The 25653-nt window shown below is 72.6% G+C and carries 25 protein-coding genes; 17 read left to right on the top strand and 8 right to left on the bottom strand.

Annotated elements, in window-relative coordinates:
• Window positions 1-23 precede the first annotated feature (23 nt).
• Genes ACGF3A_RS16050 through ACGF3A_RS16035 form a run of 4 tightly spaced genes read left to right on the top strand, consistent with a single transcriptional unit; the run spans window position 24 to window position 4471 of the window.
• Entirely contained in the window at window positions 24-2045 is a 2022-nt protein-coding gene (locus ACGF3A_RS16050) for an asparagine synthase-related protein (protein ID WP_393730049.1), read from the top strand.
• A 7-nt stretch (window positions 2046-2052) separates the two neighbouring features.
• Window positions 2053-2325, top strand: coding sequence for a lasso peptide biosynthesis PqqD family chaperone (locus ACGF3A_RS16045; RefSeq protein ID WP_393730047.1), 273 nt, complete (start codon window positions 2053-2055; stop codon window positions 2323-2325).
• On the top strand, window positions 2322-2738 hold the full coding sequence (locus ACGF3A_RS16040; RefSeq protein ID WP_393730045.1) for a lasso peptide biosynthesis B2 protein: 417 nt from the start codon (window positions 2322-2324) through the stop codon (window positions 2736-2738). The genes ACGF3A_RS16045 and ACGF3A_RS16040 overlap by 4 nt, the downstream gene beginning before the upstream one ends.
• Complete coding sequence (locus tag ACGF3A_RS16035) at window positions 2735-4471, top strand: ABC transporter ATP-binding protein (RefSeq protein WP_393730043.1); 1737 nt, start codon at window positions 2735-2737, stop codon at window positions 4469-4471. The genes ACGF3A_RS16040 and ACGF3A_RS16035 overlap by 4 nt, the downstream gene beginning before the upstream one ends.
• Here ACGF3A_RS16035 and ACGF3A_RS16030 read toward each other — a convergent pair.
• Together ACGF3A_RS16030 and ACGF3A_RS16025 are read right to left on the bottom strand one after the other, a co-directional pair.
• A complete protein-coding gene (locus tag ACGF3A_RS16030) occupies window positions 4434-5705 on the bottom strand; it encodes a carboxylesterase family protein (RefSeq protein WP_393730041.1) in 1272 nt (423 codons plus the stop codon). The genes ACGF3A_RS16035 and ACGF3A_RS16030 overlap by 38 nt on opposite strands.
• A complete protein-coding gene (locus ACGF3A_RS16025) occupies window positions 5687-7042 on the bottom strand; it encodes an MFS transporter (RefSeq protein WP_393730039.1) in 1356 nt (451 codons plus the stop codon). The genes ACGF3A_RS16030 and ACGF3A_RS16025 overlap by 19 nt, the downstream gene beginning before the upstream one ends.
• Window positions 7043-7260: 218 nt before the next feature.
• Here ACGF3A_RS16025 and ACGF3A_RS16020 point away from each other — a divergent pair, with 218 nt between their 5' ends.
• From ACGF3A_RS16020 to ACGF3A_RS15985, 8 genes are read left to right on the top strand one after another with little or no spacing between them, the layout of a single operon-like run.
• On the top strand, window positions 7261-8745 hold the full coding sequence (locus tag ACGF3A_RS16020; protein WP_393730037.1) for a 2-hydroxymuconic semialdehyde dehydrogenase: 1485 nt from the start codon (window positions 7261-7263) through the stop codon (window positions 8743-8745).
• Window positions 8742-9563, top strand: coding sequence for a 2-keto-4-pentenoate hydratase (locus ACGF3A_RS16015; protein WP_393730035.1), 822 nt, complete (start codon window positions 8742-8744; stop codon window positions 9561-9563). The genes ACGF3A_RS16020 and ACGF3A_RS16015 overlap by 4 nt, the downstream gene beginning before the upstream one ends.
• Window positions 9560-10525, top strand: a complete 966-nt coding sequence (locus ACGF3A_RS16010; RefSeq protein ID WP_393730033.1) for an acetaldehyde dehydrogenase (acetylating) — start codon at window positions 9560-9562, stop codon at window positions 10523-10525. The genes ACGF3A_RS16015 and ACGF3A_RS16010 overlap by 4 nt, the downstream gene beginning before the upstream one ends.
• Window positions 10522-11553 (top strand): 4-hydroxy-2-oxovalerate aldolase, encoded by a 1032-nt coding sequence (gene dmpG, locus ACGF3A_RS16005; RefSeq protein WP_393730031.1) that lies wholly within the window; start codon window positions 10522-10524, stop codon window positions 11551-11553. The genes ACGF3A_RS16010 and dmpG overlap by 4 nt, the downstream gene beginning before the upstream one ends.
• Window positions 11550-12344 (top strand): 2-keto-4-pentenoate hydratase, encoded by a 795-nt coding sequence (locus ACGF3A_RS16000; protein ID WP_393730030.1) that lies wholly within the window; start codon window positions 11550-11552, stop codon window positions 12342-12344. Before dmpG ends, ACGF3A_RS16000 begins: the two co-directional genes overlap by 4 nt.
• Entirely contained in the window at window positions 12341-12820 is a 480-nt protein-coding gene (locus ACGF3A_RS15995; RefSeq protein ID WP_393730028.1) for a RidA family protein, read from the top strand. The genes ACGF3A_RS16000 and ACGF3A_RS15995 overlap by 4 nt, the downstream gene beginning before the upstream one ends.
• Window positions 12817-13338: a 3-hydroxyanthranilate 3,4-dioxygenase gene (locus tag ACGF3A_RS15990; RefSeq protein ID WP_393730026.1), complete on the top strand. Its 522-nt coding sequence runs from the start codon at window positions 12817-12819 to the stop codon at window positions 13336-13338. Before ACGF3A_RS15995 ends, ACGF3A_RS15990 begins: the two co-directional genes overlap by 4 nt.
• Before the next feature lie 2 nt (window positions 13339-13340).
• Entirely contained in the window at window positions 13341-14333 is a 993-nt protein-coding gene (locus ACGF3A_RS15985) for an amidohydrolase family protein (RefSeq protein WP_393730024.1), read from the top strand.
• Between the two features lie 51 nt (window positions 14334-14384).
• Here ACGF3A_RS15985 and ACGF3A_RS15980 read toward each other — a convergent pair whose 3' ends face one another.
• From ACGF3A_RS15980 to ACGF3A_RS15970, 3 genes are read right to left on the bottom strand one after another with little or no spacing between them, the layout of a single operon-like run.
• On the bottom strand, window positions 14385-15326 hold the full coding sequence (locus ACGF3A_RS15980) for a LysR substrate-binding domain-containing protein (protein WP_393730022.1): 942 nt from the start codon (window positions 15324-15326) through the stop codon (window positions 14385-14387).
• Window positions 15327-15357: 31 nt separating this feature from the next.
• Entirely contained in the window at window positions 15358-16167 is an 810-nt protein-coding gene (locus tag ACGF3A_RS15975) for an SDR family NAD(P)-dependent oxidoreductase (RefSeq protein ID WP_393730020.1), read from the bottom strand.
• Window positions 16168-16187: 20 nt separating this feature from the next.
• Window positions 16188-16907 carry a LysR family substrate-binding domain-containing protein gene (locus ACGF3A_RS15970; protein WP_393730018.1) on the bottom strand — a complete coding sequence of 240 codons (720 nt, stop codon included), beginning with the start codon at window positions 16905-16907 and terminating at the stop codon, window positions 16188-16190.
• A gap of 129 nt (window positions 16908-17036) precedes the next feature.
• Here ACGF3A_RS15970 and ACGF3A_RS15965 point away from each other — a divergent pair, with 129 nt between their 5' ends.
• On the top strand, window positions 17037-17432 hold the full coding sequence (locus ACGF3A_RS15965) for a DUF5997 family protein (protein WP_393730016.1): 396 nt from the start codon (window positions 17037-17039) through the stop codon (window positions 17430-17432).
• A 67-nt stretch (window positions 17433-17499) separates the two neighbouring features.
• On the opposite strand, the gene ACGF3A_RS15960 is transcribed toward ACGF3A_RS15965, so the two are convergent.
• Entirely contained in the window at window positions 17500-18339 is an 840-nt protein-coding gene (locus ACGF3A_RS15960; protein ID WP_393730015.1) for a hypothetical protein, read from the bottom strand.
• A gap of 287 nt (window positions 18340-18626) precedes the next feature.
• On the opposite strand from ACGF3A_RS15960, the gene ACGF3A_RS15955 reads away from it, so the two are divergent.
• The 4 genes from ACGF3A_RS15955 to ACGF3A_RS15940 all read left to right on the top strand — a co-directional run bounded on the left by ACGF3A_RS15955 (window position 18627) and on the right by ACGF3A_RS15940 (window position 22249).
• Window positions 18627-18779, top strand: a complete 153-nt coding sequence (locus ACGF3A_RS15955; protein WP_393730013.1) for a hypothetical protein — start codon at window positions 18627-18629, stop codon at window positions 18777-18779.
• Window positions 18780-18887: 108 nt separating this feature from the next.
• Complete coding sequence (locus ACGF3A_RS15950; protein WP_393730011.1) at window positions 18888-20123, top strand: family 2 encapsulin nanocompartment cargo protein terpene cyclase; 1236 nt, start codon at window positions 18888-18890, stop codon at window positions 20121-20123.
• Window positions 20124-20126: 3 nt separating this feature from the next.
• Window positions 20127-21023: a geranyl diphosphate 2-C-methyltransferase gene (locus tag ACGF3A_RS15945; protein ID WP_393730009.1), complete on the top strand. Its 897-nt coding sequence runs from the start codon at window positions 20127-20129 to the stop codon at window positions 21021-21023.
• Window positions 21024-21166: 143 nt separating this feature from the next.
• Complete coding sequence (locus ACGF3A_RS15940; protein ID WP_393730007.1) at window positions 21167-22249, top strand: metallophosphoesterase; 1083 nt, start codon at window positions 21167-21169, stop codon at window positions 22247-22249.
• A 3-nt stretch (window positions 22250-22252) separates the two neighbouring features.
• On the opposite strand, the gene ACGF3A_RS15935 is transcribed toward ACGF3A_RS15940, so the two are convergent.
• The gene (locus ACGF3A_RS15935; protein WP_393730005.1) at window positions 22253-23848 is read right to left on the bottom strand and encodes an acyl-CoA synthetase; all 1596 of its coding nucleotides are present in this window, start codon (window positions 23846-23848) and stop codon (window positions 22253-22255) included.
• A 67-nt stretch (window positions 23849-23915) separates the two neighbouring features.
• Window positions 23916-25637: an acyl-CoA dehydrogenase family protein gene (locus tag ACGF3A_RS15930; RefSeq protein ID WP_393730699.1), complete on the bottom strand. Its 1722-nt coding sequence runs from the start codon at window positions 25635-25637 to the stop codon at window positions 23916-23918.
• Window positions 25638-25653 lie beyond the last annotated feature (16 nt).

The following is a 25653-nucleotide window of genomic DNA, read 5'->3' as shown; positions in this document are numbered from 1 at the left end:
CCCCGACCGGAACGGGGAGAGAGTTGACCGGACAGCAGGAAGACCGGACGGTGGCGGGCGGCAGCGCCCGCCACCGCGTCGGCGAAGGGGCCGGATGGGCCTGGCTGGACGCCGTCCCGGACTGGTGGGTGGCCCTGCCCGACTGCGCGGCGGCCGCCCCCGTTGCGGCGCGGCTGCGGGAGTGCGCGGCGGATACGGTGCCGCACCCCTCGGGCCGGACCTGGCTGCTGGGGCGCTGGGGGAACGCGCCCGGCGGCGCCGAGACGCTGCGCGTGGGCGCGGCGCGGGACGCCCGGATCGCGGTGGCCGGACAGCACGCGGTGACCGTCGGGGAACTCGAACGTATCGCCGCCTCCTCCACCACGCCCGCCGAAGCGGCGCGGCGCGTGGAGCGGATGCCCGGCAGCTTCCATCTGCTGGCGTCCGTCGGAGGGCGGGTACGCGCGCAGGGCTCGCTCAGCGGGCTCCGGCGGGTCTTCACGGCACGGCTGAACGGGGAGCTGGGCGGGGTCACCGTCGCCGCCGACCGGGCCGACGTGCTGGCCTGGCTCATGGACGGCGGGCCCGAACTCGACGTACCCCAGCTCGCGTTCCACCTGCTCGACCCGCCCGCGCTGCACCCCCTGACCGACCGTCCGCTCTGGTCCGGCGTCGCCCATGTGCCGCCCGGCCACTGCGTGGTGCTCGGCCCCGACGGTACGTCCCGGCAGGAGCGGCGCTGGACTCCGCCCGCGCCGGAGGTGCCGCTGGCCGAGGGGGCGCGGGCCGTGCGCGAGGCGCTGGCCGCCGGGGTGGAGGCTCGGACGCGGGGCCGGGACCGCGTCAGCGCGGACCTCAGCGGGCTGGACTCCACCGCCGTGTGCTGCCTCGCGGCGCGGGGAGAGGGCGAGGGAGAAGACGAGGGGGCGGGCGGGACCGGCGTACGGGTGCTGGCGTTCACCGCGGCCAGCCCCGACCCGCTCGACGACGACGTGGCGTGGGCGCGGCGTACGGCGGCGGCCGTACCCGGCATCGAGCACCGCACCGTACCGGCCGACGAGATGCCGCAGATCTACTCCGGGCTGCCGGAGCTGGACGACCCGTTCGACGAGCCCTGCGGGGTGATCGCCGATCACGCGCGCTGGTCCGCGCTGGCCCGCCGGGGGGCCGCGCTCGGCTCGGCGGTGCACTTCGGCGGCTTCGGCGGCGACGAGGTCCTCGCGGCCAGCACCAGCCATCTGCGGCTGCTGCTGCGCCGCAGACCCACGGTGGCGCTGCCGCTGCTGCGCGGCTTCGCCGCCTCCTACCGCTGGCCCCGGAGCCGGGTGCTGCGGCAGCTCGGCGACGCCCGCCCGTACCCCGTCTGGCTGCGTGCCGCCGCCGATCTGCTCACCGCTCCCCCGCCGCCCGCGAACGCGCCCAGCCTGGACTGGGGCAGCGTGCCCCGGATGCCGCCCTGGGCGACCGGAGCAGCCGTCGACGCGGTCCGCGAGCTGGTCCTCGGCGCCGCCGCCGAGGCCCGGCTCATCACCGAGCACCGGGGACTCCACGACGACCTGGAGGGAATCCGGTACGCCGCGCGTCCCCTCCGTCCGATGGGCCAGCTGGCGCTCAGGGGCGGAACGGCGCTGGCGGCGCCGTTCCACGACGACCTCGTGCTGGAGGCCGCGCTCGCGGTCCGCGCGGAGGAGAAGCGGACGCCGTGGCGGTACAAGCCGCTGCTGCTGGAGGGGATGCGGGGCGTCGTACCGGAGGTGAGCCTGGGCAGGCAGACCAAGTCGGCCGGCACCTGCGACCCGGACACGGCGCTGCGGGAGAACCGGGCGGCGCTCCTGTCGCTGTGGGAGGACTCCCGGCTGGCCCGGCTCGGCCTGGCCGACGCCGCCACACTGCGCGTGCTGTGCGCCGGCCCGCTCCAGGACCGCGACGGCGGCCGGCGGGGCGATCTGCACGGCGCCCTGTACCAGGCGGTGGCGTGCGAGGTCTGGCTCCGGGCGCGCGAAGCGGCGGCGTCCGGGGCCCGCGAGTACGGCCGCCCGCACACCGTCCCTACGACCCCGAGGTGAGGCCCCCATGCTGAGGCTGCGTGACGGCGTGTCCCGCGCGGACACCGACACCGGAATCGCCCTGCTGGACGAGAACAGCGGCATGTACTGGAACCTCAACGGCACCGGCGCGCTCGTCCTGCGCACCCTGCTGGAGGACGGCGGCACGCAGGAGCTGGCCGTACGGCGGCTCACCGGCGAGTACGCGGTGGACTCCGACAGCGCCCGCGCCGACGTGCTGGCCCTGGTCGAGCAGCTCGGCACCTCGGGCCTCGTCGAGGAGGAGGGGCGGTCGGGATGAGCCTTCCGCAGGCCATCGGGCACAGTCCGCGCTCGGTGCCGCTCCCCCGGCGTCTGCTGGTGCGGCTCGCGGTGGGCGTGGCACTGGCGCTCGCCCAGCTGCCTCCCCGCCGGATCCGTGCCGTGCTGGAGCGCGTACGGCGCGGGGCGCGGCCCGCCACGTACCGGGAAGCGGCGTCGGCGCGGGACGCGGTGACCGCCGTGAGCCTGGCCAGTACGGGCCCCGAGGGCTGTCTGCCCCGGTCCCTGGCCACGGCGCTGCTGTGCCGGACGCGCGGCCAGTGGCCCGTGTGGTGCGTGGGGGTCCGGCGGCTGCCGCCGTTCGGCGCGCACGCCTGGGTCGAGGCCGAGGGCGTGCCGGTGGGCGAGGAGCTGCCGCCCGACTACTTCCGTCCCTTCTTCACGGTGCCGTGAGCGACACGGAAGGGTGGAACGGTCCCCGCGAGGTGCTGCGGACCCTGCGCGGGCACCGGCGGGGCGTCAGCGCCGCCGTCGGGCTCACCCTGCTGGCCCTGCTGCTGGCGCTGGCGCAGCCGCTGGTGGTGAAGGACGTCATCGAGGCGGCCGGGGACGGCTCGCCGTTCGGCGGCGCCGTCCTGGTGCTGGTGGCGCTCTTCCTGGCGCAGGCGGGGGTGCAGGCGGCGGGGCGTTACGTGATGGTGCGCACCGGGGAGAGCGTGGTGCTCGGGGTGCGGCTCGCGCTCGTCGACCGGCTGCTGCGGCTGCCGCTGCGCACCCTGGACCGGCACCGCACGGGCGACCTGATCTCCCGTACGGGCACGGACACGACGGCGCTGCGGCTGCTCGTCGCCGAGGGGTTCACGGGGGCCGTGACCGGGGGCCTCGGAGTGCTCGGCGTGGCCGCGCTGATGCTCTGGCTGGACTGGGTGCTCTTCCTCGCCGTGCTGGCGATGGTCGCCCTCGGCGGGAGCCTGCTGGCCACCGTGCTGCGCCGGATCGAGGGCGCCTCGCTCCAGGCGCAGAGCTCCACAGGGGCCATGACGGCCGACCTGGAGCGCGCGCTGGTCGCGCTGCGCACCGTACGGGCGAGCCGGGCCGAACGCCGGGAGGCGGCCCGTATCGGCGGGCAGGCGCGGACGGCGTACGCCTCGGGGGTACGGGTCGGGAAGCTGGACGCGGTGGTGGCACCGGCGGTCGAACTCGCCGTCCACGGCTCGTTCCTCGCGGTCCTGCTGATCGGCGGCGCGCGCGCCGCCTCCGGCGGATCGGTGGCCGACCTCGCCGCGTTCCTGCTCTACATGCTCTACCTGGTGGAACCGATCGGTGTCGTCTTCCAGGCGGTGAGCAGCATGCAGCAGGGCGCGGGCGCGCTGCGGCGCATCCGGGAGGTGCTGGACCTGCCGGGCGAGGAGGACGACGGCACGGCCCCCGGTGCCCCGGACCCCGGCCGGCCCCCGGAGGACCGCGCCGCCCCGCTGCTGGAGTTCCGGGACGTCCACTTCGGCTACCGCGCCGACCGTCCCGTGCTGCGCGGCGTCTCCTTCGCGGTGCCGCGGCGCGGGCAGGTGGCGCTGGTGGGGCGGTCGGGCGCCGGGAAGTCCACGGTGTTCGCCCTCGCCGAGCGCTTCTACGACCCGGACGGCGGGGCCGTGCTCTTCGGCGGCCAGGACGTGCGCGCCCTGGCGCGGGACGCGCACCGGGCCCGTATCGGCTTCGTGGAGCAGCACTCCCCCGTGCTGCACGGCACCCTGCGCGAGAACCTCACCTACGCAGCTCCCGGCGCGGACGAGCGGGAGCTGCGCCGCGCGGTCGAGCTGGCGCAGCTCGGCGACGTGGTCTCCCGGCTGCCGCGCGGGCTGGAGACGGAGACCGGGGAGCAGGGCGCGGCGCTCTCGGGCGGGGAGCGCCAGCGCGTGGCGCTCGCCCGCGCGCTCCTCGCCCGCCCCGAACTGCTCCTGCTCGACGAGCCGACCGCGCATCTCGACGCGGAGAACGAGGCCGCGCTGCGGACCGTGATCAGGGAGACCGCGCGGCGCTGCGCGCTGCTGGTGATCGCGCACCGGATGTCCACGGTGCGGGAGGCCGACCTGATCGTGGTGCTGGACGCCGGGCACGTCGTGAGCGCGGGCTCCCACGACGAGCTGCTCGTCACGAGCGCGTCGTACCGCGCCCTGGCACCGCGCTGAGCCCCGTACCGCGTGTACCGTCCCTGCCGCCGCTGCGCCCGACGCAGCTCAGCGGCTCGGGCGTGGGCCCGGGAGCGCCCGTACGCGCGAAGGAGATCCAGGCGGCGCGTACGGCCGTGCCGAGCGCCTCGACCTCGTCCCAGGGGAGGTCGCCGAGCATCGGCGCGTCCCGCCACGCCTCGCGGCCGCCCAGGAGCAGGGGGAGTTCGACGCAGTGGGTCGCGCCGAACGGGGAGCCGGACGGGCGCCAGTCGAGGCGGTACGCGTGGACGCGGGCGCCCGCGCGCTTCAGCCGGTCCCCGAAGCGGCACAGCGGCGCCTCGTACGTCCGCCGGGTCAGCTCGTCCGGCTCGCCGCGCTCGCCGGGGAAGGCGGTCATGTCGTCGGCGTTCCAGCCGTACATGACGTCCAGGCCGCGGACGTTGGCATCGAAGGTGAGGCCGGGGACGCGTACGGGGTCGGCGCCCGCGACGGGGGTGAACGGGGGTTCCAGGGTGCTGCCGGAGCGGCGGCCGTGCGCGGCGGCGGTCTCGCGCTGTGCGGCGAGGAGCGCGTCGGTGTCCGCGGTGCGGGGGTCGGTGCCGAGGACGTCGGCGAAGATCCGGCCGAGCGCCTGCGACTCGGCGCGGGAGCGCGCCGCGATGGACAGGGGCGGGCTCTGCAGGATCGCGCGCCGGAAGAGGCCCCGGGCCTCGGGCATCTCCATCAGCATGCGCGCCGAGAGGGCGCCGGCGGACTGGCCGAAGACGGTGACGTTGCCGGGGTCGCCCCCGTAGGCGGCGATGTGGGCGCGGACCCAGCGGAGGGCTTCGAGCTGGTCGTAGAGGCCGAGGTTGCCCTCGCTGACGCCGTCGAGGAAGAGATAGCCGAGGGCGCCGAGGCGGTGGTTGACGCCGACGACGACCACGTCGCCCTGCGCGGCGAGCGGCCCGCCGTCGTACCAGTCGAGGATGCCGCCGCCGCTGCTGAAGCCGCCGCCGTGGAACCAGACGAGGACGGGGCGGGCGCCCGCGTCGCGCGCCGGGGTGGTGACCGTCAGGTTGAGGCAGTCCTCGCCCTGCGGCGGCCTGTCGCGCGGCGGGCCCATGACCGCGTCGAGCCGGGAGGGCGGCTGCGGGCAGAGCTGGCCGCTCGACGGGCGCGTGTCGTCCGGCGCCACCGGGCGGGGGCGCCCGAAGCGCTCCGCCGTGGCGTAGCGCAGCGGGCCCGTGCGGATCAGCGCGGGGTCGTCCATGCCTCACCTCCGATCTCGGGCGCCGGGGCCGCCGCCTCCGGGGCTCCGGCCGGTGCGCCGTCGGGGACCAGGCGGAAGAGCGCCGTGGCGCCGACGAGGCTCACTGCGCAGATCGCCACCAGGTACCAGGTGACACCGGCCGAGGAGCCGCCGGAGTTCAGCAGCGCGGTGGAGATCATGGGCGCGAGCCCGCCGCCGAGGATCGCTCCCGCTTGCAGGATCAGCGAGGAACCCGAGTAGCGCACGTGGGCGGGGAAGGTGTCGGCGATGATGCTGCCCTGGACGCAGTGGGTGACGGGGATGATGAGCCCCATCCCGGCGAGCGCGAGGACGGCCAGCGCGGTCCTGCCGGTGTCGAGCAGCGGGAAGAACGCGGCGCACCAGGCCAGGATCGCCAGGGAGCCGCCGAGGAACATGGCGCGCCGTCCGTGCCGGTCGGCGACGCGCGTCCACACGGGGATGGTGGCGAACCACAGGACGGCGGCGCCGGTGACGGTGAGGATCAGGAACTGCTTGTCGTAGCCGAGTTCCTTGCTGCCGTACGAGAGCGTGAACACCATGAAGACGTACGCCACGGCGGAGTTGGCGACGACGGCGAGCAGCGTCAGGGAGAGGCGCGGGAAGCCGACCTTGAGGGACTCGGCGAGCGGGAAGCGGACCACCTCGTCCTTCTCAAGGACCTTGTGGAACGAGGGGGACTCGGTGACGCGGAGCCGGATCGCCAGGCCGACGACGACGAGGACGAAGCTCAGCACGAAGGGGATGCGCCAGCCCCACGCGGTGAACGCGCCGTCGCCCACGAGCTTGTTGGTGCCGAGGAAGACGAGGTTGGCGAGGACGAGTCCGGCGGGCGTGCCCATCTGCGGGAACCCGGCGTAGAGGTTCCGTTTGCCCTCGGGCGCGTGCTCCATGGACATCAGCGTGGCGCCCGCTCCCTCGCCGCCGAGGCCGATGCCCTGGACGATGCGCAGGACGACCAGGAGGACGGGGGCCCAGAAGCCGATGGAGTCGTAGTTCGGGATGAGGCCGATGAGGGTCGAGCCGATGCCCATGAGGAGGAGGGAGACCACGAGGGTGGCCTTGCGCCCGATGCGGTCGCCGAAGTGCCCGAAGACGAGCCCGCCGAGCGGCCGGGCGACGAAGCCGACGGCCAGCGTGCTGAACGCGGCGAGGGTTCCGGCGGCGGGGCTCAGGGAGGGGAAGAACTGCTTGTCGAAGATGAGCGCGGCGGCGGTGCCGTAGAGGAAGAAGTCGTACCACTCCAGCGTGGTACCGGCCAGCGTGGCGGCGGCCGTCCTTCCGGCAGCGGGTCTCTCGGTCTTCTCTGGGTTGCTCATGGGGTGACCTCTCACTGGAGCGAACGCGGGTCCGACGGTGCACCCGCGTTACCGCTGGATCCTCACCCCGTGAGCCATGACACACAAATACCGAATCGGGGGTCAGGTATAGCCGTCTCGGTATAGTGCGACCTCTTGCGCGAGACATAACCATACGGCTATACCGACGCGCGAAATCTTGATTTGTTCGGCATGGCCGCGCCTCCCAGAGTGGAGGCATGACGGCAGACACAGCGCGGTGGATCCGCAACTTCGTCGACGGGCGGTACGTCGATCCCGAGGAGACCGGCGGCGAGAACCGCAGCTTCGAGAAGACCGACCCGGCCACGGGCCTGGTCAACGCCCGCGTCCACGAGGCCGGCGAGGCCCTCGTGGACCGCGCCGTGACGGCGGCCCGCGGCGCCCTCGGCCCCTGGGCGCGGACCCCCGTCCGGGAGCGGACCGCGGTGCTGCGCCGCGCGGCCGACCTGATCGAGGAGCGGTTCGAGGAGTTCGTCGCGGCGGAGATCGCCGACACCGGCAAGCCCGTCACCCAGGCCCGCGAACTCGACGTGGCACGGGCCCTCGCGAACTTCCGTACGTTCGCCGACGTCGTCGCCGCCGCGGGCCAGGAGTCGTTCCTCACCGACCTCGCGGGCGGGCGCCAGGCGCTCAACTACGCGGTGCGCAAGCCGCTGGGCGTCGTCGCCGTGATCGTGCCGTGGAACCTGCCGCTGCTCCTCCTCACCTGGAAGGTCGCCCCGGCCCTCGCCTGCGGCAACGCCGTGGTCGTCAAGCCCAGCGAGGAGACGCCGGGCACCGCGACGCTCCTCGCCGAGGTGCTGCGCGACGCCGGGCTCCCGGCGGGCGCGTACAACGTCGTGCACGGCTTCGGCGGCGGCTCGGCGGGCGCGCACCTCACCGCGCACCCCGGCATCGACGGCGTCACCTTCACCGGCTCCTCGGCCACCGGCTCCCACGTGATGAGGACGGTCGCGCCGCGCGTGCGCCCCGTCTCCTTCGAGCTCGGCGGCAAGAACGCCGCGCTCGTCTTCGGTGACGCCGACCTGGACGAGACGCTCGACGGGCTGACCCGCTCGGTCTTCGCCAACACCGGCCAGGTCTGCCTGTGCACCGAGCGCGTCTACGTCCACCGCTCGGTCTTCGCCGATGTCGCGGACGGGCTGGCCGAGCGCGCCCGTTCGCTCCGGCTGGGCCGCCCGCTGGACGGGGCGACGACCACGGGCCCGCTCATCTCGCAGGCCCACCGCGACAAGGTGCGCGGCTACTTCGCGCTCGCCGAGGAGGCCGGGGCGAAGGTCCTCACCGGGGGCGGCGTCCCCGCGCTGGGCGCGGAGCTGGACGGAGGCTCCTGGATCGAGCCGACGCTCTGGACGGGCCTGACCAACGCCGACAGGCCCGTACGCGAGGAGATCTTCGGGCCCGTCGCCGCGCTGATCCCCTTCGACACCGAGGACGAGGCGATCGCCCTCGCCAACGACACCGACTACGGGCTCGCCGCCTCCGTCTGGACCACCGACCTGCGCCGCGGCCACCGCGTCGCGCAGGCCATGGACGTGGGCATGGCCTGGGTCAACACCTGGTTCCTGCGCGACCTGCGCTCCCCCTTCGGGGGCATGGGGCTCTCCGGCATCGGCCGCGAGGGCGGCGCCTCGTCCCTGCACTTCTACACCGAGCCGACGAATGTGTGCGTGTCACTGTGACCGAACTCCTCACCCCTGACAGCGAGTTGACCGAGCGGATCGGCGCCGCGGCCGAGCGGCTGACGGCCGCCGCCGAGTCCCGCACCCCCTGCCCGCCCGTACGGGACCTGCTGGGCGCGGACGACGTGGACGCCGCCTACGCCGTCCAGCGCCGCCTGACCGAGGCCCGTACGGCGGCGGGCGCACGGCCCGTGGGCGCCAAGATCGGGCTCACCGCGCGCTCCGTGCAGCAGCAGTTCGGCGTCTTCCAGCCGGACTTCGGCGCGCTGTTCGACGACATGGTGTACGGGCACACCGAGCCGCTGCCCCTCGGCCGGTTCCTCCAGCCGCGCGCGGAGGGCGAGATCGCGTTCGTCCTCGGGCGCGACCTCGACCTGCCGGGCGCGACCGTGGCGGACGTGCTGCGGGCGACCGAGTTCGCGCTGCCCGCGATCGAGATCGTCGACTCCCGGATCGCGGACTGGGACCTGGCCATCACCGACACCGTCGCCGACAACGCCTCCAGCGGCGCTGTCGTCCTCGGCACCACCCCGTACCCGCTCGCCGGGCTCGACCTCGCGCGGGTCGGGATGACGCTGCACCGGGACGGCGAACCCGTCTCGTTCGGCGCGGGCCACGCCTGCCTCGGCTCGCCGGTCGTCGCCGTGGCGTGGCTGGCGCGCGAGCGGGCGCGGCGCGGGCAGCCGCTGCGCGCGGGCGACGTGGTGATGTCCGGCGCGCTCGGCCCGATGGTCCCGGTCGGCGGCCCAGGCCGCTACCGGCTGGAGCTGGACGAGATGGGCGAGGTCGAGGCCGTCATCGAGGGGGAAGCGGAATGAACGTACAGGACAACGGGACCGGCACCGTCCCCGTCGCCGTCATCGGCTCGGGCAACATCGGCACCGACCTCATGATCAAAGTGCTGCGGCACTCCCCCACCCTCCGCATGGCCGCGATGGCCGGGATCGACCCGGACTCCGACGGCCTCGCGCGCGCCGCCCGCCTCAAGGTCGCCACGACCCACGAGGGCGTCGAAGGGCTCGCGAAGCTGCCGGAGTTCGAGGACGTCCGCATCGTCTTCGACGCGACCTCCGCCAAGGCCCACGTGCGCAACGCCGAGGTCGCGCGGGAGCACGGCAAGCTGATGATCGACCTGACCCCGGCGGCCCTGGGCCCGTTCGTCGTCCCGCCGGTCAATCTCGACGACCATCTCGACGCCGACGACGTGAACATGGTGACGTGCGGCGGACAGGCCACCGTCCCCGTCGTCGCCGCCGTCGCCCGGGTCGCGCCGGTCGCGTACGGGGAGATCGTCGCCTCGATCTCCTCCCGCTCCGCGGGCCCCGGCACGCGCGCCAACATCGACGAGTTCACCGAGACCACCAGCCACGCCATCCGCACGGTCGGCGGCGCCGAGGCGGGCAAGGCGATCATCGTCCTCAACCCGGCCGAACCGCCCCCCGTCATGCGGGACACCGTCTACTGCCTGGTCGAGGGCGAGGTGGACGCGGGCCTCCAGGAGAAGATCGCCGACTCGGTGCGCCGGATGGCCGAGGACGTACGGGCGTACGTACCGGGCTACCGGCTCAAGCAGGACGTGCAGTTCGACCCCGTCGAGGACGCGCTCGTCCCCGGTCTGGGGCGGCGGGTCACGGGCGTACGCGTCTCCGTCTTCCTGGAGGTCCTCGGCGCGGGCCACTACCTGCCCGACTACGCGGGGAACCTCGACATCATGACCGCCGCGGCCGTCCGTACGGCCGAGAAGACCGCCGCGCTGCGGGGCTGGGGGAAGCACGCATGACAGGCAGCACGAAGCTCACGAAGCTCTACGTCCAGGACGTGACCCTGCGGGACGGCATGCACGCCATGGGGCACAAGTACACCGTCGACCAGGTGCGGGACATCGTCGCCGCCGTCGACAGGGCCGGGGTCGCGGCCGTCGAGGTCGCGCACGGCGACGGACTCGGCGGCTCCAGCGCCAACTACGGCTTCGGCGCGCACACCGACGAGGAGTGGATCGAGGCCGCGGCCGACGTCCTGACGAACGCCAAGCTGACGACGCTCCTCCTCCCCGGCATCGGCACCATCGAACACCTGCGCCGCGCCTACGAGCTGGGGGTGCGCAGCGTCCGCGTCGCCACCCACTGCACCGAGGCCGACGTCAGCGCCCAGCACATCGCCTGGGCCCGCGAGCACGGCATGGACGTCTCCGGCTTCCTGATGATGAGCCACCTCAACTCCCCCGAGGGGCTGGCGAAGCAGGCCGCGCTGATGGAGTCGTACGGGGCGCACTGCGTGTACGTCACCGACTCCGGCGGGCGCCTCACCATGCGGGACGTGGCCGAACGCATCGACGCGTACCGCCAGGTGCTGGACGGCGCGACGGAGATCGGCATCCACGCGCACGAGAACCTGTCGCTCTCGGTCGCCAACAGCGTGACCGCCGTCGAGCACGGCGCGTACCGCGTGGACGTGGCCCTGGCCGGACAGGGCGCGGGCGCGGGCAACTGCCCGGCGGAGGCGTTCGTCGCCGTCGCGGACCTGCTCGGCTGGGAGCACGGATGCGACCTGTTCGCGCTCCAGGACGCCGCCGACGACATCGTCCGCCCGCTCCGGAACCGCCCGGTCCAGGTCGACCGGGAGACCCTGACCCTCGGATACGCGGGTGTCTACTCCAGCTTCGCGCTGCACGCCGAACGCGCCGCGCGCCGCTACGGGCTCGACACCCGGGACATCCTGCTCGAAGCCGGCCGCCGCCAGATGGTCGGCGGCCAGGAGGACATGATCGTGGACATCGCACTGGACCTGGCCGGAAGGAGCGCCGCATGAGCACGGCTCTCGCCTCGGAGACGGTCGCGGCGCTCGCCGAGCGCCTCGACCACGCCGAGACCTCGCGGACCGACACCCCGAGCCTCGCCGACACGCACACCTTCGGCATCGAGGACGCCTACGCGGTCCAGGCCGCGCTGCTCGCCCGGCGCGAGGCGCGCGGCGAGCGGATCACGGGCGTCAAGCTGGGCTTCACCAGCAAGGCGAAGATGGCGCAGATGGGCGTCTCCGACGTGATCGTCGGGCGGCTCACCGACGCCATGCGCGTCGCGGACGGCGCCGACGTGGACCTCTCCCGCTTCCTCCACGCGAAGGCCGAGCCGGAGGTCGCCTACCGGCTCGCACGGGACGTGGACCTGGACGACCCGTCCGTGGACATCGAGGCGTGCGTCGACGCGCTCGCGCCCGCGCTGGAGTTCATCGACTCCCGGTACCGCGACTTCCGCTTCACCTACGAGGACGTCGTCGCCGACAACACCTCGGCCTCCGCCTACGCGATCGGCGCCTGGCGCCCCGTCGCGAACGCCGGGGACGTCTCCAACCGCGCGGTGCGGCTGCTCTCCGGGTCGGCGGAGGCCGTCGGCTCGACCGCCGCGATCCTCGGCTCGCCCGTACGGGCGCTGCACGCGCTGCTCGACATGGCCCGTCGCCGCCGCATCCCGCTGCGCGCCGGTCAGGTCGTGCTCGCGGGCGCCGCCACGGCCGCGGTCCCGGTCACGCCCGGGGTCATCTCCTGCGAGGTCGCGGGCCTGGGCTCCGTCTCCGTCTCGGTGAAGGGGGTGGCCTCGTGACCGGCTCCTCGCAGGGCGCCCGCGTCGTGGCGGGCAGGGCCACCCCGCGCGGGCGCTTCCCGCACGTGAAGGTCGTCGGTGACCTCGTCTTCGTGTCGGGGACGAGCTCGCGCCGCCCCGACAACACCTTCGTCGGCGTCGAGACCGACGAGATGGGCACCGCGAACCTCGACATCCGCGCCCAGACCCGCGCGGTGATCGAGAACATCCGCGACATCCTCGCCGAGGTCGGCGCGGAGCTCTCCGATGTCGCGCAGCTCACCACGTATCTGGTGTCCATGAACGACTTCGGCGGCTACAACGAGGTCTACGGCGAGTTCTTCGACGAGGACGGCCCGACCCGGACGACCGTCGCGGTGCACCAGCTTCCCCACCCGCACCTGCTGATCGAGATCCAAGCGACGGCGTATCTGCCCCGCACCCCCCGCACCCCCCGTACTCCCCGTACCGCCCGCACCGCACAGGAGGCGTCATGACGGACATCCCCGAGGTCATCGATTTCCAGGGCTGGATCGCCGAGCACGAGCACCTGCTCAAGCCGCCGGTGAACAACCGGACCATGTCCCTCGGCCAGGACTTCATCGTCCAGGTCGTCGGCGGCCCCAACCAGCGCACGGACTTCCACCTCGACCCGTACGAGGAGTGGTTCTACCAGGTCAAGGGCGACATGCACGTCAACCTGATGACCGAGGAGGGCCCGCGCACCGTGCACATCGGGGAGGGCCAGGTCTGGCTGCTCCCCGGCAACGTCCCGCACTCCCCGCAGCGCCCCGACCCCGACTCGATCGGCCTCGTCATCGAGCGGGTCCGCGAGGAGGGCACGCTGGAGAAGTTCCTCTGGTACTGCCAGGAGTGCTCGGCCCTCACCCACGAGGTCGAGCTCCAGGTCCGCGACATCGTGCAGGACCTGCCGCCCGTCTTCACCGCGTTCTACGACGACGAGCAGGCCCGCACCTGCCCGCGGTGCGGCGCGCTGCATCCGGGGAAGGGCTGACCGTGGAACCTATGATCGACGTCCACACCCACTACGTCCCCCGGGGGTGGCCGGACCTGACGGCCGAGGCCGGACCCGAGGCGCCCTGGCTGCGCATCGAATCCGAGGCCGAGGCGATGATCATGATGGGGTCGAAGGAGTTCCGCCGCATCCAGGCGGATGCCTGGGACGCGGAGACCCGGCTGCGCGACATGGACGCCGACGGCGTACGGACCCAGGTCGTCTCGCCGACCCCCGCGTTCTTCACGTACGGGCGCTCCGGCGCCGAGGCCGCCAAGGTCGCCCGGATCTTCAACGACCTGGCTCTGGAGATCACGGCCCCGGCCGCCGACCGGCTGCTCCCCTTCTGCCAGGTGCCGTTGCAGGACCCGGACGCCGCCTGCCGCGAACTGGAGCGCAGCGTCGCCAACGGGCACCGGGGCGTGGAGATCGGCAACCACGTCGGCGACCAGGACCTGGACAGCGAGGGTGTCGTCACCTTCCTCCAGCACTGCGCCGCGCTGGACGTACCGGTGTTCGTGCACCCGTGGGACATGGCCAGCTCGCCCCGGCTCGACCGGTGGATGGCCCAGTGGCTCACGGCCATGCCCGCGGAGACCCATCTGTCGATCCTGGCGATGATCCTGGGCGGGGTCTTCGACCGCGTGGACGAGCGGCTGAATATCTGCTTCGCGCACGGCGGCGGCTCGTTCGCCTTCTGGCTGGGCCGGATGGAGAACGCGTGGCACGGCCGCAACGACATCATCGGCACGTCCGCCTACCCGCCGTCCCACTACCTCGGCCGCTTCTACGTCGACTCCGTCGTCTTCGACGACCGCGCGCTGCGGCTCCTCGTGGACACGGTCGGCGCGGACCGGGTGATGGTCGGCAGCGACTACCCGTACCCGCTGGGCGAGCGCCCCGTGGGCGAGGTGGTCCGCAAGAGCCAGTTCCTGGACGAGGCGGTGCGCGGAAAGATCACCCACGGCAACGCCGAACGCTACCTGGGCCTGTAGAGGCCAGGACCCAGGAGTGCCCCCTGCCCGGCACGCTCCACCGGCCACCGCCTAGAGCTGAGGCGTCGCCATTCCCGCCGCCGTCTCCTCCAGGCTCCGGATGAGCGCCTCGGCGGAAGGGCTCAGCGTCCGGGCTGCCGACAGGGTCAGCCCGACGCTGTGCCCGACCGGGTCCAGCGGGACCGGCAGCCGCACGATGCGGCTGTCGTCCCGGATGATCAAGCTGGGCAGTACGGCGATGACGTCGGTCTCCAGCAGGAGCTGACGGACGGTGAGGAACGAGGTGGTCTCCACCCGGTTCTCCGGCAGCGCGAAGCCGTTACGGGCGAAGAACTCCTCGACCTCCCGGCGCAGCGCGGTCTCCGGACCGGGCAGGATCCACGGGTAGTCCAGCAGTTCGGCGAGGACGCCGTCCTCGCCGCCCTCGCGCGCGGCCAGCGCGTGCGAGGCCCGCACGACCAGCTCCACCGACTCGTCGTACAGCTTGCGCCGCACCACCCGCTCCCCGGGCGGCGAGGTGAGCCGCCCGACGACGAAGTCGATCCGCCCGGCCTCCAGCTCCATCAGCAGCGCGTCCGGCGAGGCCTCCCGCACGACGACCGTCAGATACGGGCGGTCCTTCTTCAACGCCGCGATGGCGCGCGGCAGCAGCACGTTCGACCCCGCCAGGTGCGTGCCGACGACGACCGTGCCCCGGTCGGCGTCGGCCAGCTCCACCACGTGCCGCCCGGCCTGCGTCAGCTGCGCCAGAACGGCCCGCGCGTGCCGCGTGAACGCCTCCCCGAAGACGGTCGCCGTGACGCCCCTCGGCCCGCGCTCGAAGAGCGCGACCCCGAGGATGTCCTCCAGCTCGTGCAGGCTGCGCGTCGCCGCGGGCTGCGTCACGTGCAGCTCCGCAGCGGCCCCGACCACGGTCCCCTGCCGCGCGAGCGCGTCGACGAGCACCAGGTGCCGGAACTTCAGACGGCCGTCGAGCAGGCGGGGGATCTCCACGCCCCGACCCTAACGGAGGGGCCTCGTCCTCTCAGTCCCCCGGCTTGGCCGTCGCCGAGATCCCGCCGTCCACGGGCATCGCCGTGCCGGTCACGAAGGTCGCGCGGTCGCTGCACAGCCACACCGCGGCCTCCGCGATCTCCCGGGGGTCGGCCATCCGCTTCTGGATCTGCGGCGCGATGAACGCCTGCTCCAGCGCCGGTACCTGGCGGACCGCCTCGTCGATCATCTCGCTGCGCGTGGTGCCCACGACGAGCGCGTTCACGCGGACGCCCCGCTCCCCGTACTCCGCCGCCGCGGCCCGCGTGATCCCGAGCACGGCGTGCTTGGAGGCGACGTAGGGCACGGAGGCACCGGTCGCGTAACGCCCGGCCGTACTGCTCGTGTTGACGATCGAGCCGCCCCTGCCCGACTCCAGCATCACGGGGAGCTGCCGCTTCATGCAGTTCCACACGCCCCGTACGTTGACGTCCATCGTGCGCTCGTAGATCTCGTCCTCGGTCTCGTGCAGCACGGTCCCCACGGTGGCGTACCCCGCGTTGTTCAGCGCGCAGTCCAGCCCGCCGAACCGCTCCACCGCCGTCTCGACGGCCCGCCCCACGTCCTCCGCGACGGTCACGTCCCCCACGACGGCCGCGGCCTGCCCGCCCCGCGCGGTGATCTCCCCGGCCACCTCTTCCAGCCGGTCGCCGCGCCGCGCCATGAGCACGACTGCCGCGCCCTCCTCCGCGAAGAGCCGCGCCGCGGCGGCCCCGATCCCGCTGGAGGCCCCGGTGATCATCGCCACCCGCCCGTCGAGCATCCCCACAACTCTCCCCCTGTCGTTCCCGTGTTCGGTCATCGCACGAGGATAGAGCGGCTCTACGACCGGCGGCGGGGCTTTCCGCGTCGCGGGCCGCCCTTGGGGGCACCACCCTTGGCGCCGCCCTTCGGACCGCCACGCCCTGAGGCACCCTTCTTGGCGGGCGCGGGTTTGCCGGACTTCGCCGGGGACTTGGGCCGGGGCTGGTCCTGGGGGGCCGTACGGCCGCGGGTGCTGTTGACCGTGCGGCCGCGGACGATGCCGATGAAGTCCTCCACCATGTCCGTCGTCGCCTCCTCGGGCCACGCCAGCGCGACCTGCGACTGGGGAGCGTCCGTCACGGGCCGGTAGGTGAGGTCCTTGCGGTGGTGGAGGCGGGCGAGGGACTGCGGGACCACGAGGACGCCGATGCCCGCGGCGACCAGCTCGACGGCGTCGCCGGTGGTCGCGGGGCGTTCGAGCGCGGGCCGTCCCGGGGGCTGCTCCCAGCCGAGCACGTCGTCCAGGGGGTGCAGCACGATCTCGTCGGCCAGCTCGTCGAGCGTGACCTCGTCGGCCGCCGTGACCAGGTGGTCCTTGGGGACGACGACCACCGTGGCCTCGGTCCACAGCGGGATCGCGCTGAAGTACGTGCGGTCGACCGGCAGCCGTACGAAGCCCGCGTCCGCGCCGCCCTCGCGCAGCAGGCCGGGGGCCTCGGCCGCGGGGACGGGGACGAGGGCGAGGGGGATGCCGGGAAGGCGCTCCTCCCAGATCCGGACCCACTTCGTGGGCGTCACCCCGGGAACGTAGGCGAGCCGGAACGAGGGGGGCGCCGGGGAGGAAGGGGAGGATGCTGCCGCGTCTGTCACCACGCCAGGCTACCGGCCGTGGTCAGGGGCACCTCATCCGCTCGTTACCCTGGACGCATGACGTCGCACAAGACCACCCAGACCATGAAGCCCGCGACCGCGGCGAAGAAGCTGGGTGTGTACCTCCAGGCCACCCCCGCCGAGTTCCAGGAGGGTGTCGTCACGCGCGACGAGCTGACCGCCTTGCAGGCCGATCCGCCGCAGTGGCTCGTCGACCTGCGGCGCGACGGCCCGCACCCGCGCCCGGTCGTCGCGGCGAAGCTGGGTGTCTCGAACGCGGGCCTCGCCCGTGGCGGCGCCACCGAGCCCCTCACCACGGAGCAGATCGAGGCGCTCAAGGCGGAGAACCCCGAGTGGCTCCAGAAGGAGCGCGCGACCCAGGCCGAGGTCCGCAAGGAGACCGCACGCCTGAAGGAGAAGCGGAAGGCGGAGGCAGAGGCCAAGGGCTCCTGACCTCTCATGTACGGCAGAGACCCCGGCGGCACGGTGCCGCCGGGGTCTCGTCCGTCGTACGGGCCTGTCAGCCGTCCGTGGAGCGGACCGTGCTCATGATCTTCTTCATCTCGGCCTCCGACAGCGCGTTCGGGACGCCCTGGTCGCCGTAGATCACCCAGCCGTGCATCGTGCCGTCCGGGAGCTTCTGGGCGATGCTGTGCACGACCGCCGTCGCGGGGACGCACTTGCTGGGGCGGTTGGTGACCTTGACCTTGGCGGTCGCCGTGTAGCCCTCGATGCCGCCCTGCTTCCACGGCTTGGCCTGGCTGACCGTGACCTTGGGCTTCTTCTCCTCGCCGCCGTACGCGGCGAAGCCCCAGTTGCCCGCCCAGTTGCGGGCGTTCTCCTGGAGGGAGCCCTCCTTGCCGCCGCCGGTGGTGCCGACCGTGGCGAGCTGGCCCTTGCCCGCCTCGCCGAACGCCTTGGGGTTGGGCGCCGAGGCGCAGCCGCCCTCGCGGTAGGTGGCGGCACCGTTCATGACGACGATCGGCTTGCCGCCCTTGTCCGTGTAGGAGAGGGACGTGTCCTGGTCGAGGACCTTCCACTTCTTGGCCTTGGGCGGCACGTCGTAGCGGAAGTGGTGCTTCTCCCGCGTCTGGGTCTGCCAGCCCTTGACGACGGGCTCCTTGCCCGAGGGGGACGACGGGGCGGCGGACTGGGACTTCTCCGCGGACGCCCCGGCGGAGGGCTTCTTCGAACCGGCCGCGTCGGGGTCGGTGTCCGTGTCCTCGTTGCAGCCGCTGAGGGCGAGGACCATGCCGACGCCGACGGCGGCGACGAGTGTCGTCTTCTTACGACGGGACGGGGCGGGACCGTCCGTACGCCCGGGGCGGGCGCCATGCTGGGGAGTGTTTGACCAAGACATGATCGCCACCCTAGGTGACCTGGATCGATAACCAGCCACCCGGTGGCGGTCCCGGCACGAGACCAGGACACGCTCGTGATCAAGCCAGGAAACTCGGATCCCGCCGTGCACGGAGTCCGCCGGGCGTCCTGAACTCGTCGGCTGTTCGGATAAACACCGGACGGGCGAAGAACACCGCATCGAAGTAACTCCCCCGGTCACCCCGGGCGAAACGGGCTCAACGGCCGCTACGGTTCCCCGAGATCCGCACGAATCCCCATCGCTCCGGCGAAGGAGAGCCCCGCTCGATGACCACTGAGACCGGCCCGGAACCGCAGTGCCTCCTGGGCCACACCCGCGAGCGTACGACCACCTCGCGGAAGAATCGTCACGGCGACGACAGCCGGTCACGCACCGGCCACGCGGTCAGCGGCGCACGGGCGCTCCTCAGACGCGCCTAGAGAACCCCACCGCGGCCGACCAGGGCCGACACCGGCCCGGCTCCCGGGCGGCCGGGCGAGCGTGCCCGCGTACCGGGACAGCCCACCCCTCTCATCAAGGAGTCACGGATGCCTGATCCTGTGGATTCCCTCCTGCCCCCGAGCCCGCCCGCACCACCGTCCCCGGACCTGGCGCGGATCCTGGGCGGTCCCAGCGGCCTGGGCACGGCGGGCCTGCACCTGGCCTCCCGCAGGGAGCCCCGGATGCCCGAGGCGCCCGCTCCGGAAGCCGCCGAAATCCCTGAAGTCCCCGAAGCCCCGGAGGAGTGCGAACGAGCCACACACGAACCCGCCGCGGAGGAACCGGCGTCGGGCGCGCCCGCCGCCGGGGAGCCGGTCCCCGGCCTCTACCATCACCCGATCCCGGATCCCGACCCGGTCCGCGTCGCGGAGGTCAGCCGGAGGATCAGGGAGTGGGCCGTGGACGAGGTGCGGGCGGTCCCGGCGGAGTGGGAGGACCAGTTCGACGGATTCTCCGTCGGGCGGTACATGGTCGCCTGCCATCCGGACGCCCCGACGGTCGACCACGTCATGATCGCCACCCGGCTGATGGTCGCCGAGAACGCGGTCGACGACTGCTACTGCGAGGACCACGGCGGCTCCCCCGTGGGTCTCGGCAGCCGTCTCCTGCTGGCGCACACCGCGCTCGACCCGCTGCACACGACGGGCGAGTACGAGCCCGCGTGGCTGGAGTCGCTCGGCTCGGACGCGCCCCGCCGCGCGTACCGCTCCGCCATGGAGTACTTCGTCCGGCAGTCCACCCCCTCCCAGGCCGACCGGTACCGGCACGACATGGCCCGGCTGCACCTGGGGTATCTCGCGGAGGCCGCCTGGGCCGAGACGGGGCACATGCCCGAGGTGTGGGAGTACCTGGCGATGCGCCAGTTCAACAACTTCCGCCCCTGTCCCACGATCACCGACACCGTCGGCGGCTACGAACTGCCGGCGGACCTGCACGCGCAGCCCGCCATGCAGCGGGTCATCGCGCTCGCCTCCAACGCGACCACCATCGTCAACGACCTGTACTCGTACACGAAGGAGCTCAAGAGCCCGGGTACCCATCTGAATCTGCCCGTGGTGATCGCGGAGCGTGAGGGCGTCTCCGAGCGGGACGCCTACCTCAAGGCGGTCGAGGTCCACAACAACCTCATGCACGCCTTCGAGGCCGAGGCCGCCGACCTGGCCGCCGCCTGCCCCGTGCCGAGCGTGCTGCGCTTCCTGAGGGGAGTCGCCGTCTGGGTCGACGGCAACCACTACTGGCACCAGACCAACACCTACCGCTACAGCCTGCCCGACTTCTGGTAAGAAATGGATGCACCTGTGACCAGCACCGAGCACACCACCGTCCAGGCCGCCACCGCTTTCATCCCCTCCCCGGCCTCCCCCTACCAGGGGGACATCGCCCGCTACTGGGACCAGGAGGCCAGGCCCGTGAACCTGCGCCTCGGCGATGTCGACGGGCTCTACCACCACCACTACGGGATCGGCGAGGTCGACCGTTCCGCCCTCGGGGACTCCGCGGACAGCGAGTACGAGAAGAAGCTGATCGCCGAGCTCCACCGCCTGGAGTCGGCCCAGGCCGAGGTCCTCATGGACCACCTCGGGCAGATCGGGAGCGACGACACGCTCGTCGACGCGGGCTGCGGCCGGGGCGGTTCGATGGTGATGGCCCATCAGCGATTCGGCTGCCATGTCGAGGGCGTCACCCTCTCCGCCAAGCAGGCCGAGTTCGCCAACCGCCGCGCGCGTGAGCTCCGTATCGACGACCACGTCCACGCGCGGGTCCGTAACATGCTCGACATGCCCTTCGGCACGGGCCAGATCGCGGGCTCGTGGAACAACGAGTCGACGATGTACGTCGATCTGCACGACCTCTTCTCCGAGCACTCCCGCGTCCTGGAGGTCGGCGGCCGCTATGTGACCATCACGGGCTGCTGGAACCCGCGGTACGGCCAGCCCTCGAAGTGGGTCTCCCAGATCAACGCGCACTTCGAGTGCAACATCCACTCCCGCCGCGAGTACCTGCGCGCCATGGCCGACAACCGTCTCGTGCCGCAGACCGTCGTCGACCTGACCGCCGCGACGCTGCCGTACTGGGAGCTGCGGGCCACGTCCTCGCTGGTCACCGGGATCGAGGAGGCGTTCATCAACTCGTACAAGGACGGCTCCTTCCAGTACCTGCTGATCGCGGCCGACCGGGTCTGACCGATCCGCGGCACCGCCCGGCAGCGCGATGGGCTGCCGGGCGGTGCCATGTCGGCAGGATTCACCTCGTGTCCGTGACCTGTCCCTGCCACGTTTCCCTTGCCAAGATCTTCTGAGCGACGAAGGACGACAAGGAGATCAGGATGCAGGCGCAGGGAATAAGCCGACGCAGAGTGCTCGCGGGAGCCGGAGGCGTCGGTACGGCCGTGGCGCTGGGCGCGTTCGGCGTACAGGCGAAGGCGACGGCGGCCGAAGGGGGGCCGGACAAGTTCCCGCTGCCTGACAAGGCCGAGCTGAACGTGCTCGTGACGGGCGACGCGGGCACCGGCACGCCCGAGCAGTACGCCGTCGCGGCGGCCGCGCGCAAGCTGTGCGAGAAGCGCGGCGTCGACCTCGCGATCGGGCTCGGGGACAACATCTACGAGAACGGGCCCGAGGAGGAGACGGACGACGAGTTCACCTCGAAGTTCGAGGAGCCGAACAAGGGAATCGACGTCCCCTGGCTGATGGTCCTCGGCAACCACGACACCAGCGGCATCATCCCCGGCAGCGGCGGCCGCCCCTCGCGCGGCGACCACGAGGTCGCCTACCACCGGCACTCGGCGCGCTGGTACATGCCCGACCGGTACTACTCCGTGGCCGTCCCGGAGCGGAAGCCGGTCGCCGAGTTCTTCGCGCTCGACACGACGCCGCTCTCGTCGTACGTCCTGCAGACCGACCCCGAGTACCAGTGGGACGGCCCCTTCGCGCGGAAGCAGCGCGACTGGCTGGCCTCCTCGCTCGACGCCTCCCGCGCCCGCTGGAAGTTCGTCTTCGCCCACCACCCGCTGCGCAACAACGGCACGCACGGCAACGCGGGCGCGTACGAGGGCATCGAGTGCGGCGACTACCTGAGCGGCAAGCACGTCAAGAAGCTGTACGAGGAAGTGGTCTGCGGCAAGGCCGAGTTCCTGCTCGGCGGGCACGACCACACGCTCCAGATCCTCGACACCGGCGCCGACTACAAGGGCACCCAGCAGATCGTCTGCGGCGCGGCCGCGAAGACGAAGGGCAAGGCGGACAAGCCCGAGAACAAGGCGTTCTGGGAGGCGTACGACACGCTCGGCTTCATGATGCTCTCGATCAACGCCGACCGTGTCGTGACGGACGCGTACACCGTCGACCCGGAGACGTCCTCGTACGAGCACGCCTACCGGCACACCCGGACGACCCCGATCGCGGGCTGACGCCTACTCCCCCCGCGGCACTTCCTCCCCGGCCAGGTGCGCGTACTCCGTGCGCAGCTGACGCTTGAGGATCTTGCCGCTGGGGTTCTTGGGCAGCGTGGTCACCACTGTCGCGTACTTGGGCGCCTTGAAGGGGGCCAGGATCGCGCGGCAGTGGCTGATCAGCTCCTCGCCGGTCGCCTCGGCGCCGTCGCGCAGCACCACGGCGGCCGTGACGGCCTCGATCCAGTACGGGTGCGCGATGCCGAAGACCGCCGCCTCGGCCACGGCGGGGTGGCGGTGCAGCGCCTCCTCGACCTCGCGCCCCGCGACGTTCTCGCCGCCCGTCTTGATCATGTCCTTCTTGCGGTCCACGACGTAGAGGTAGCCGTCCTCGTCGGTCACGCCCAGGTCGCCGCTGTGGAACCAGCCGTCGCGGAAGGACTCGGCGGTCTTCTCCTCGTCGTTCCAGTACCCGAGCATCGCGTGCGGCGAGCGGTGCACGATCTCGCCGACCTCGCCCGTCGGTACGGGCCTGCCGTCGTCGTCGACCAGCAGCGTCTCGACGTTCAGCGCGGCGCGGCCCGCCGAGCCGGGCTTCGCGGTCTGCTCCTCGGGGCGGAGCACGGTGGCGAGCGGGGACATCTCCGTCTGGCCGTAGAAGTTGGTGAGCCGCACGCCGGGGAGCCGTTCGCCGAGCTCCTTGAGCACCTCGACCGGCATGGGGCTCGCGCCGTAGTAGCCCTTGCGGAGAGACGAAAGGTCGTAGCGGTCGAAGTCCGGGCTGCGCAGCAGCGCGACCCACACGGTCGGCGGGCAGAAGAGCTTGGTGACGCGCTCCTCCTCGATCGTGCGCAGCACGGTCGCCGGGTCGGGCCCCGGCAGGATGACGCTCGTGGCGCCGAGCTGGATGTCGGGCGTGAGGAAGACGTGCAGCTGGGCGCAGTGGTAGAGCGGCAGCGCGTGGATCTCCACGTCGGCCGCGCTCATCTCGCCGTCGACGGCCGCCGAGGCGTACTGCGCGAGCAGGCAACGGCTGGAGAGCGCCACGCCCTTGGGGCGCGACTCGGTCCCGGAGGTGTACATGAGCTGCACCGGGTCGTCGTCGGCCACGACGGCACTCGGGGGGCTGTCGTCCCCGTGCCGCTCCCATTCCGCGACGTCCTCCCACCCCTCGGGCCGCGTCCCCTCGCCCAGTCCGATCCAGCCGCGCAGCCGCACCGGGCTCGCGTCGCCGAGGGCGCGCAGCGCTTCCTCGGCGACGGGCCGCAGCGCGTCCTCGGCGACGATCCCGCGCGCCCCGGAGTGCCGCAGGATGTACGCGATCTCCTCGCCGCCCAGCATGAAGTTCACCGGCACGGAGACCGCCCCCAGCCGGGCCAGGGCGAAGTAGAGGACCACGAACTCACGGCAGTTGTGCGTCAGGAGCGCGACCCTGTCGCCCTGGGCCACGCCCCGCCCGGCCAGCGCGTTCGCCGTCCGGTTCACCGCCGTGTCGAGCTCCGCGAACGTCTCGCGGCTCCCCCGCCACACGAGCGCGGTCCTCTCCGGCGTACGGGCGGCCGTACGGCGCAGCAGGTCGCCGAGCGTGTGGCTGCGGATGAGGGAGCTGTCGTTCATGCCGTACTCCTCGGGGGCGGGCCGAAGCGGATCCCCCGAGGTTACGTTCCTTCCCCTGGTTACGGGGTCACGGCGCCATCTCGTACGTCCCCGCCAGGGCCTCGACTCGCTCCCAGACGCGCGCCGCGCGGGCCTCGTCGACGACCGGGCGGCGGACCGCGCCCAGGGCCCAGCGCTGCTGGTCCGGGGTGGCGGAGTCCTTGCCGTGCAGCTCGACGGCGTGCGCGGAGAAGTCGCGGACGAGGACGGCGAAGAGCTCGTCGAGGACGTCCTGGTCGAGGCCGGTCAGGCGGGCCTGTTCCAGGATGAGCTGGCCGTGCACGACGAGGGCGAACAGCTGGCCGACGGCGAGCAGGAGGTCGAGGTCGCGGCTCTGCTCCTCGTCGGGCGCGGCGGTGGTGACGAACTCGCACAGGGCGTCCGCCTGCTCGCGGAGGCGGGCGACGTTGGGCACCTCGGCGTACGCGTCGTAGGCGGTGCGCCAGTCGTGGAAGCGGATGGCGCCCAGGCCGCGGGCGGGTCCCTGGCGGAAGAGGAAGTCGTCGTCGGCCGCGTCCAGCCGGGTCGGCACGGGCGCGTACTCCGCCGGGTTCAGGAGGTGGTTGCCCATGAACTTGAGGATCAGGGCGAGGTTGACGTGGACCGTGCCCTCCAGCTTCGGCAGGCCGCGGATCTCGGTGGCCGCCTGCGCGAAGTAGGTGTCCTTCTCGAAGCCCTTGGCGGCGATGACGTCCCACATCAGGTCGATGACCTTCTCGCCCTCGGTGGTCACCTTCATCTTCGTCATGGGGTTGAAGAGGAGGTAGCGGCGGTCGTCGGGGCCCGCGGAGCGGAAGTAGTCGACGGCGCGGTCGCTGAAGAGCTTCATCCCGACGAGGCGGACGTACGCGTCGGTCAGCTCCCGGCGCACGTGCGGGAAGGCGGTGACGGGGCGGCCGTAGAGGATGCGGTGGTGGGCGTGGGTGACGGCCTCGTACATCGCGTGCTCGCAGATGCCGACCGAGGCGGTGCACAGGTTGAACTTGCCGACGTTGACCGTGTTGAGGGCGGCGTCGAAGGCGGCGCGGCCGGTGTGCAGGACGTCGTCGGGGCCGACCGGGTAGCCCTCCAGGCGGAATTCGCTGACGTACTTGGAGGAGTCGACCACGTTCTTCACCAGGTGGTACGTCTCGTGGCCGCTGTCGGCGGCGAAGAAGACGTAGCCGTCGGGGCCCTCGACGTCGGTACGGCGGCCGAAGACGGAGACGAGGCCCGCGGCGTTGCCGTTGCCGATGTAGTACTTGGACCCGGTGGCCCGGAAGCCGCCGTCGCCGTCGGGCTCCAGGAGCATGTCGGTGCTGTAGATGTCGGCGCCGTGGCTCTTCTCGGAGAGGCCGAAGGCGAACACCTCGCCCTGCGAGAGGAGCTCGGCCGCGCGGGTACGGGCGGCGGCGTTGTCGCTCTGCCAGACCGGGCCGAGCCCCAGGATCGTCACCTGCCAGGCGTACCAGTAGTCGAGCCCGTAGAAGCCGAAGATCTCGTTGAGGGCAGCGATACGGGCCGTGTCCCAGCGCTTGTCCTCCTGCTCCCGGGCGTCCGCCGCCGGGGTCAGGAACGTCGCGAACAGGCCCTCCTTCGCGGAGAACTCCAGGAAGTCGGCCAGCCAGGCGCGCGAGCGGTAGTCCTCGATCAGCTTGCGCTTGCCCCGCGCCTCGAACCAGTCGACGGTCGCGCGCAGCAGCCTGCGGGTCTCGGGGTCGAAGTGCGCCGGGTCGTAGGTCTTCGGGTTGAACAGCAGCGGGTCGGCCATGGCCATGCGCCTTTCC

The organism is Streptomyces sp. NPDC048172 (assembly GCF_043202595.1).
Lineage (GTDB): Bacteria > Actinomycetota > Actinomycetes > Streptomycetales > Streptomycetaceae > Streptomyces.
This window is presented reverse-complemented; position numbering and strand designations above follow the sequence as displayed.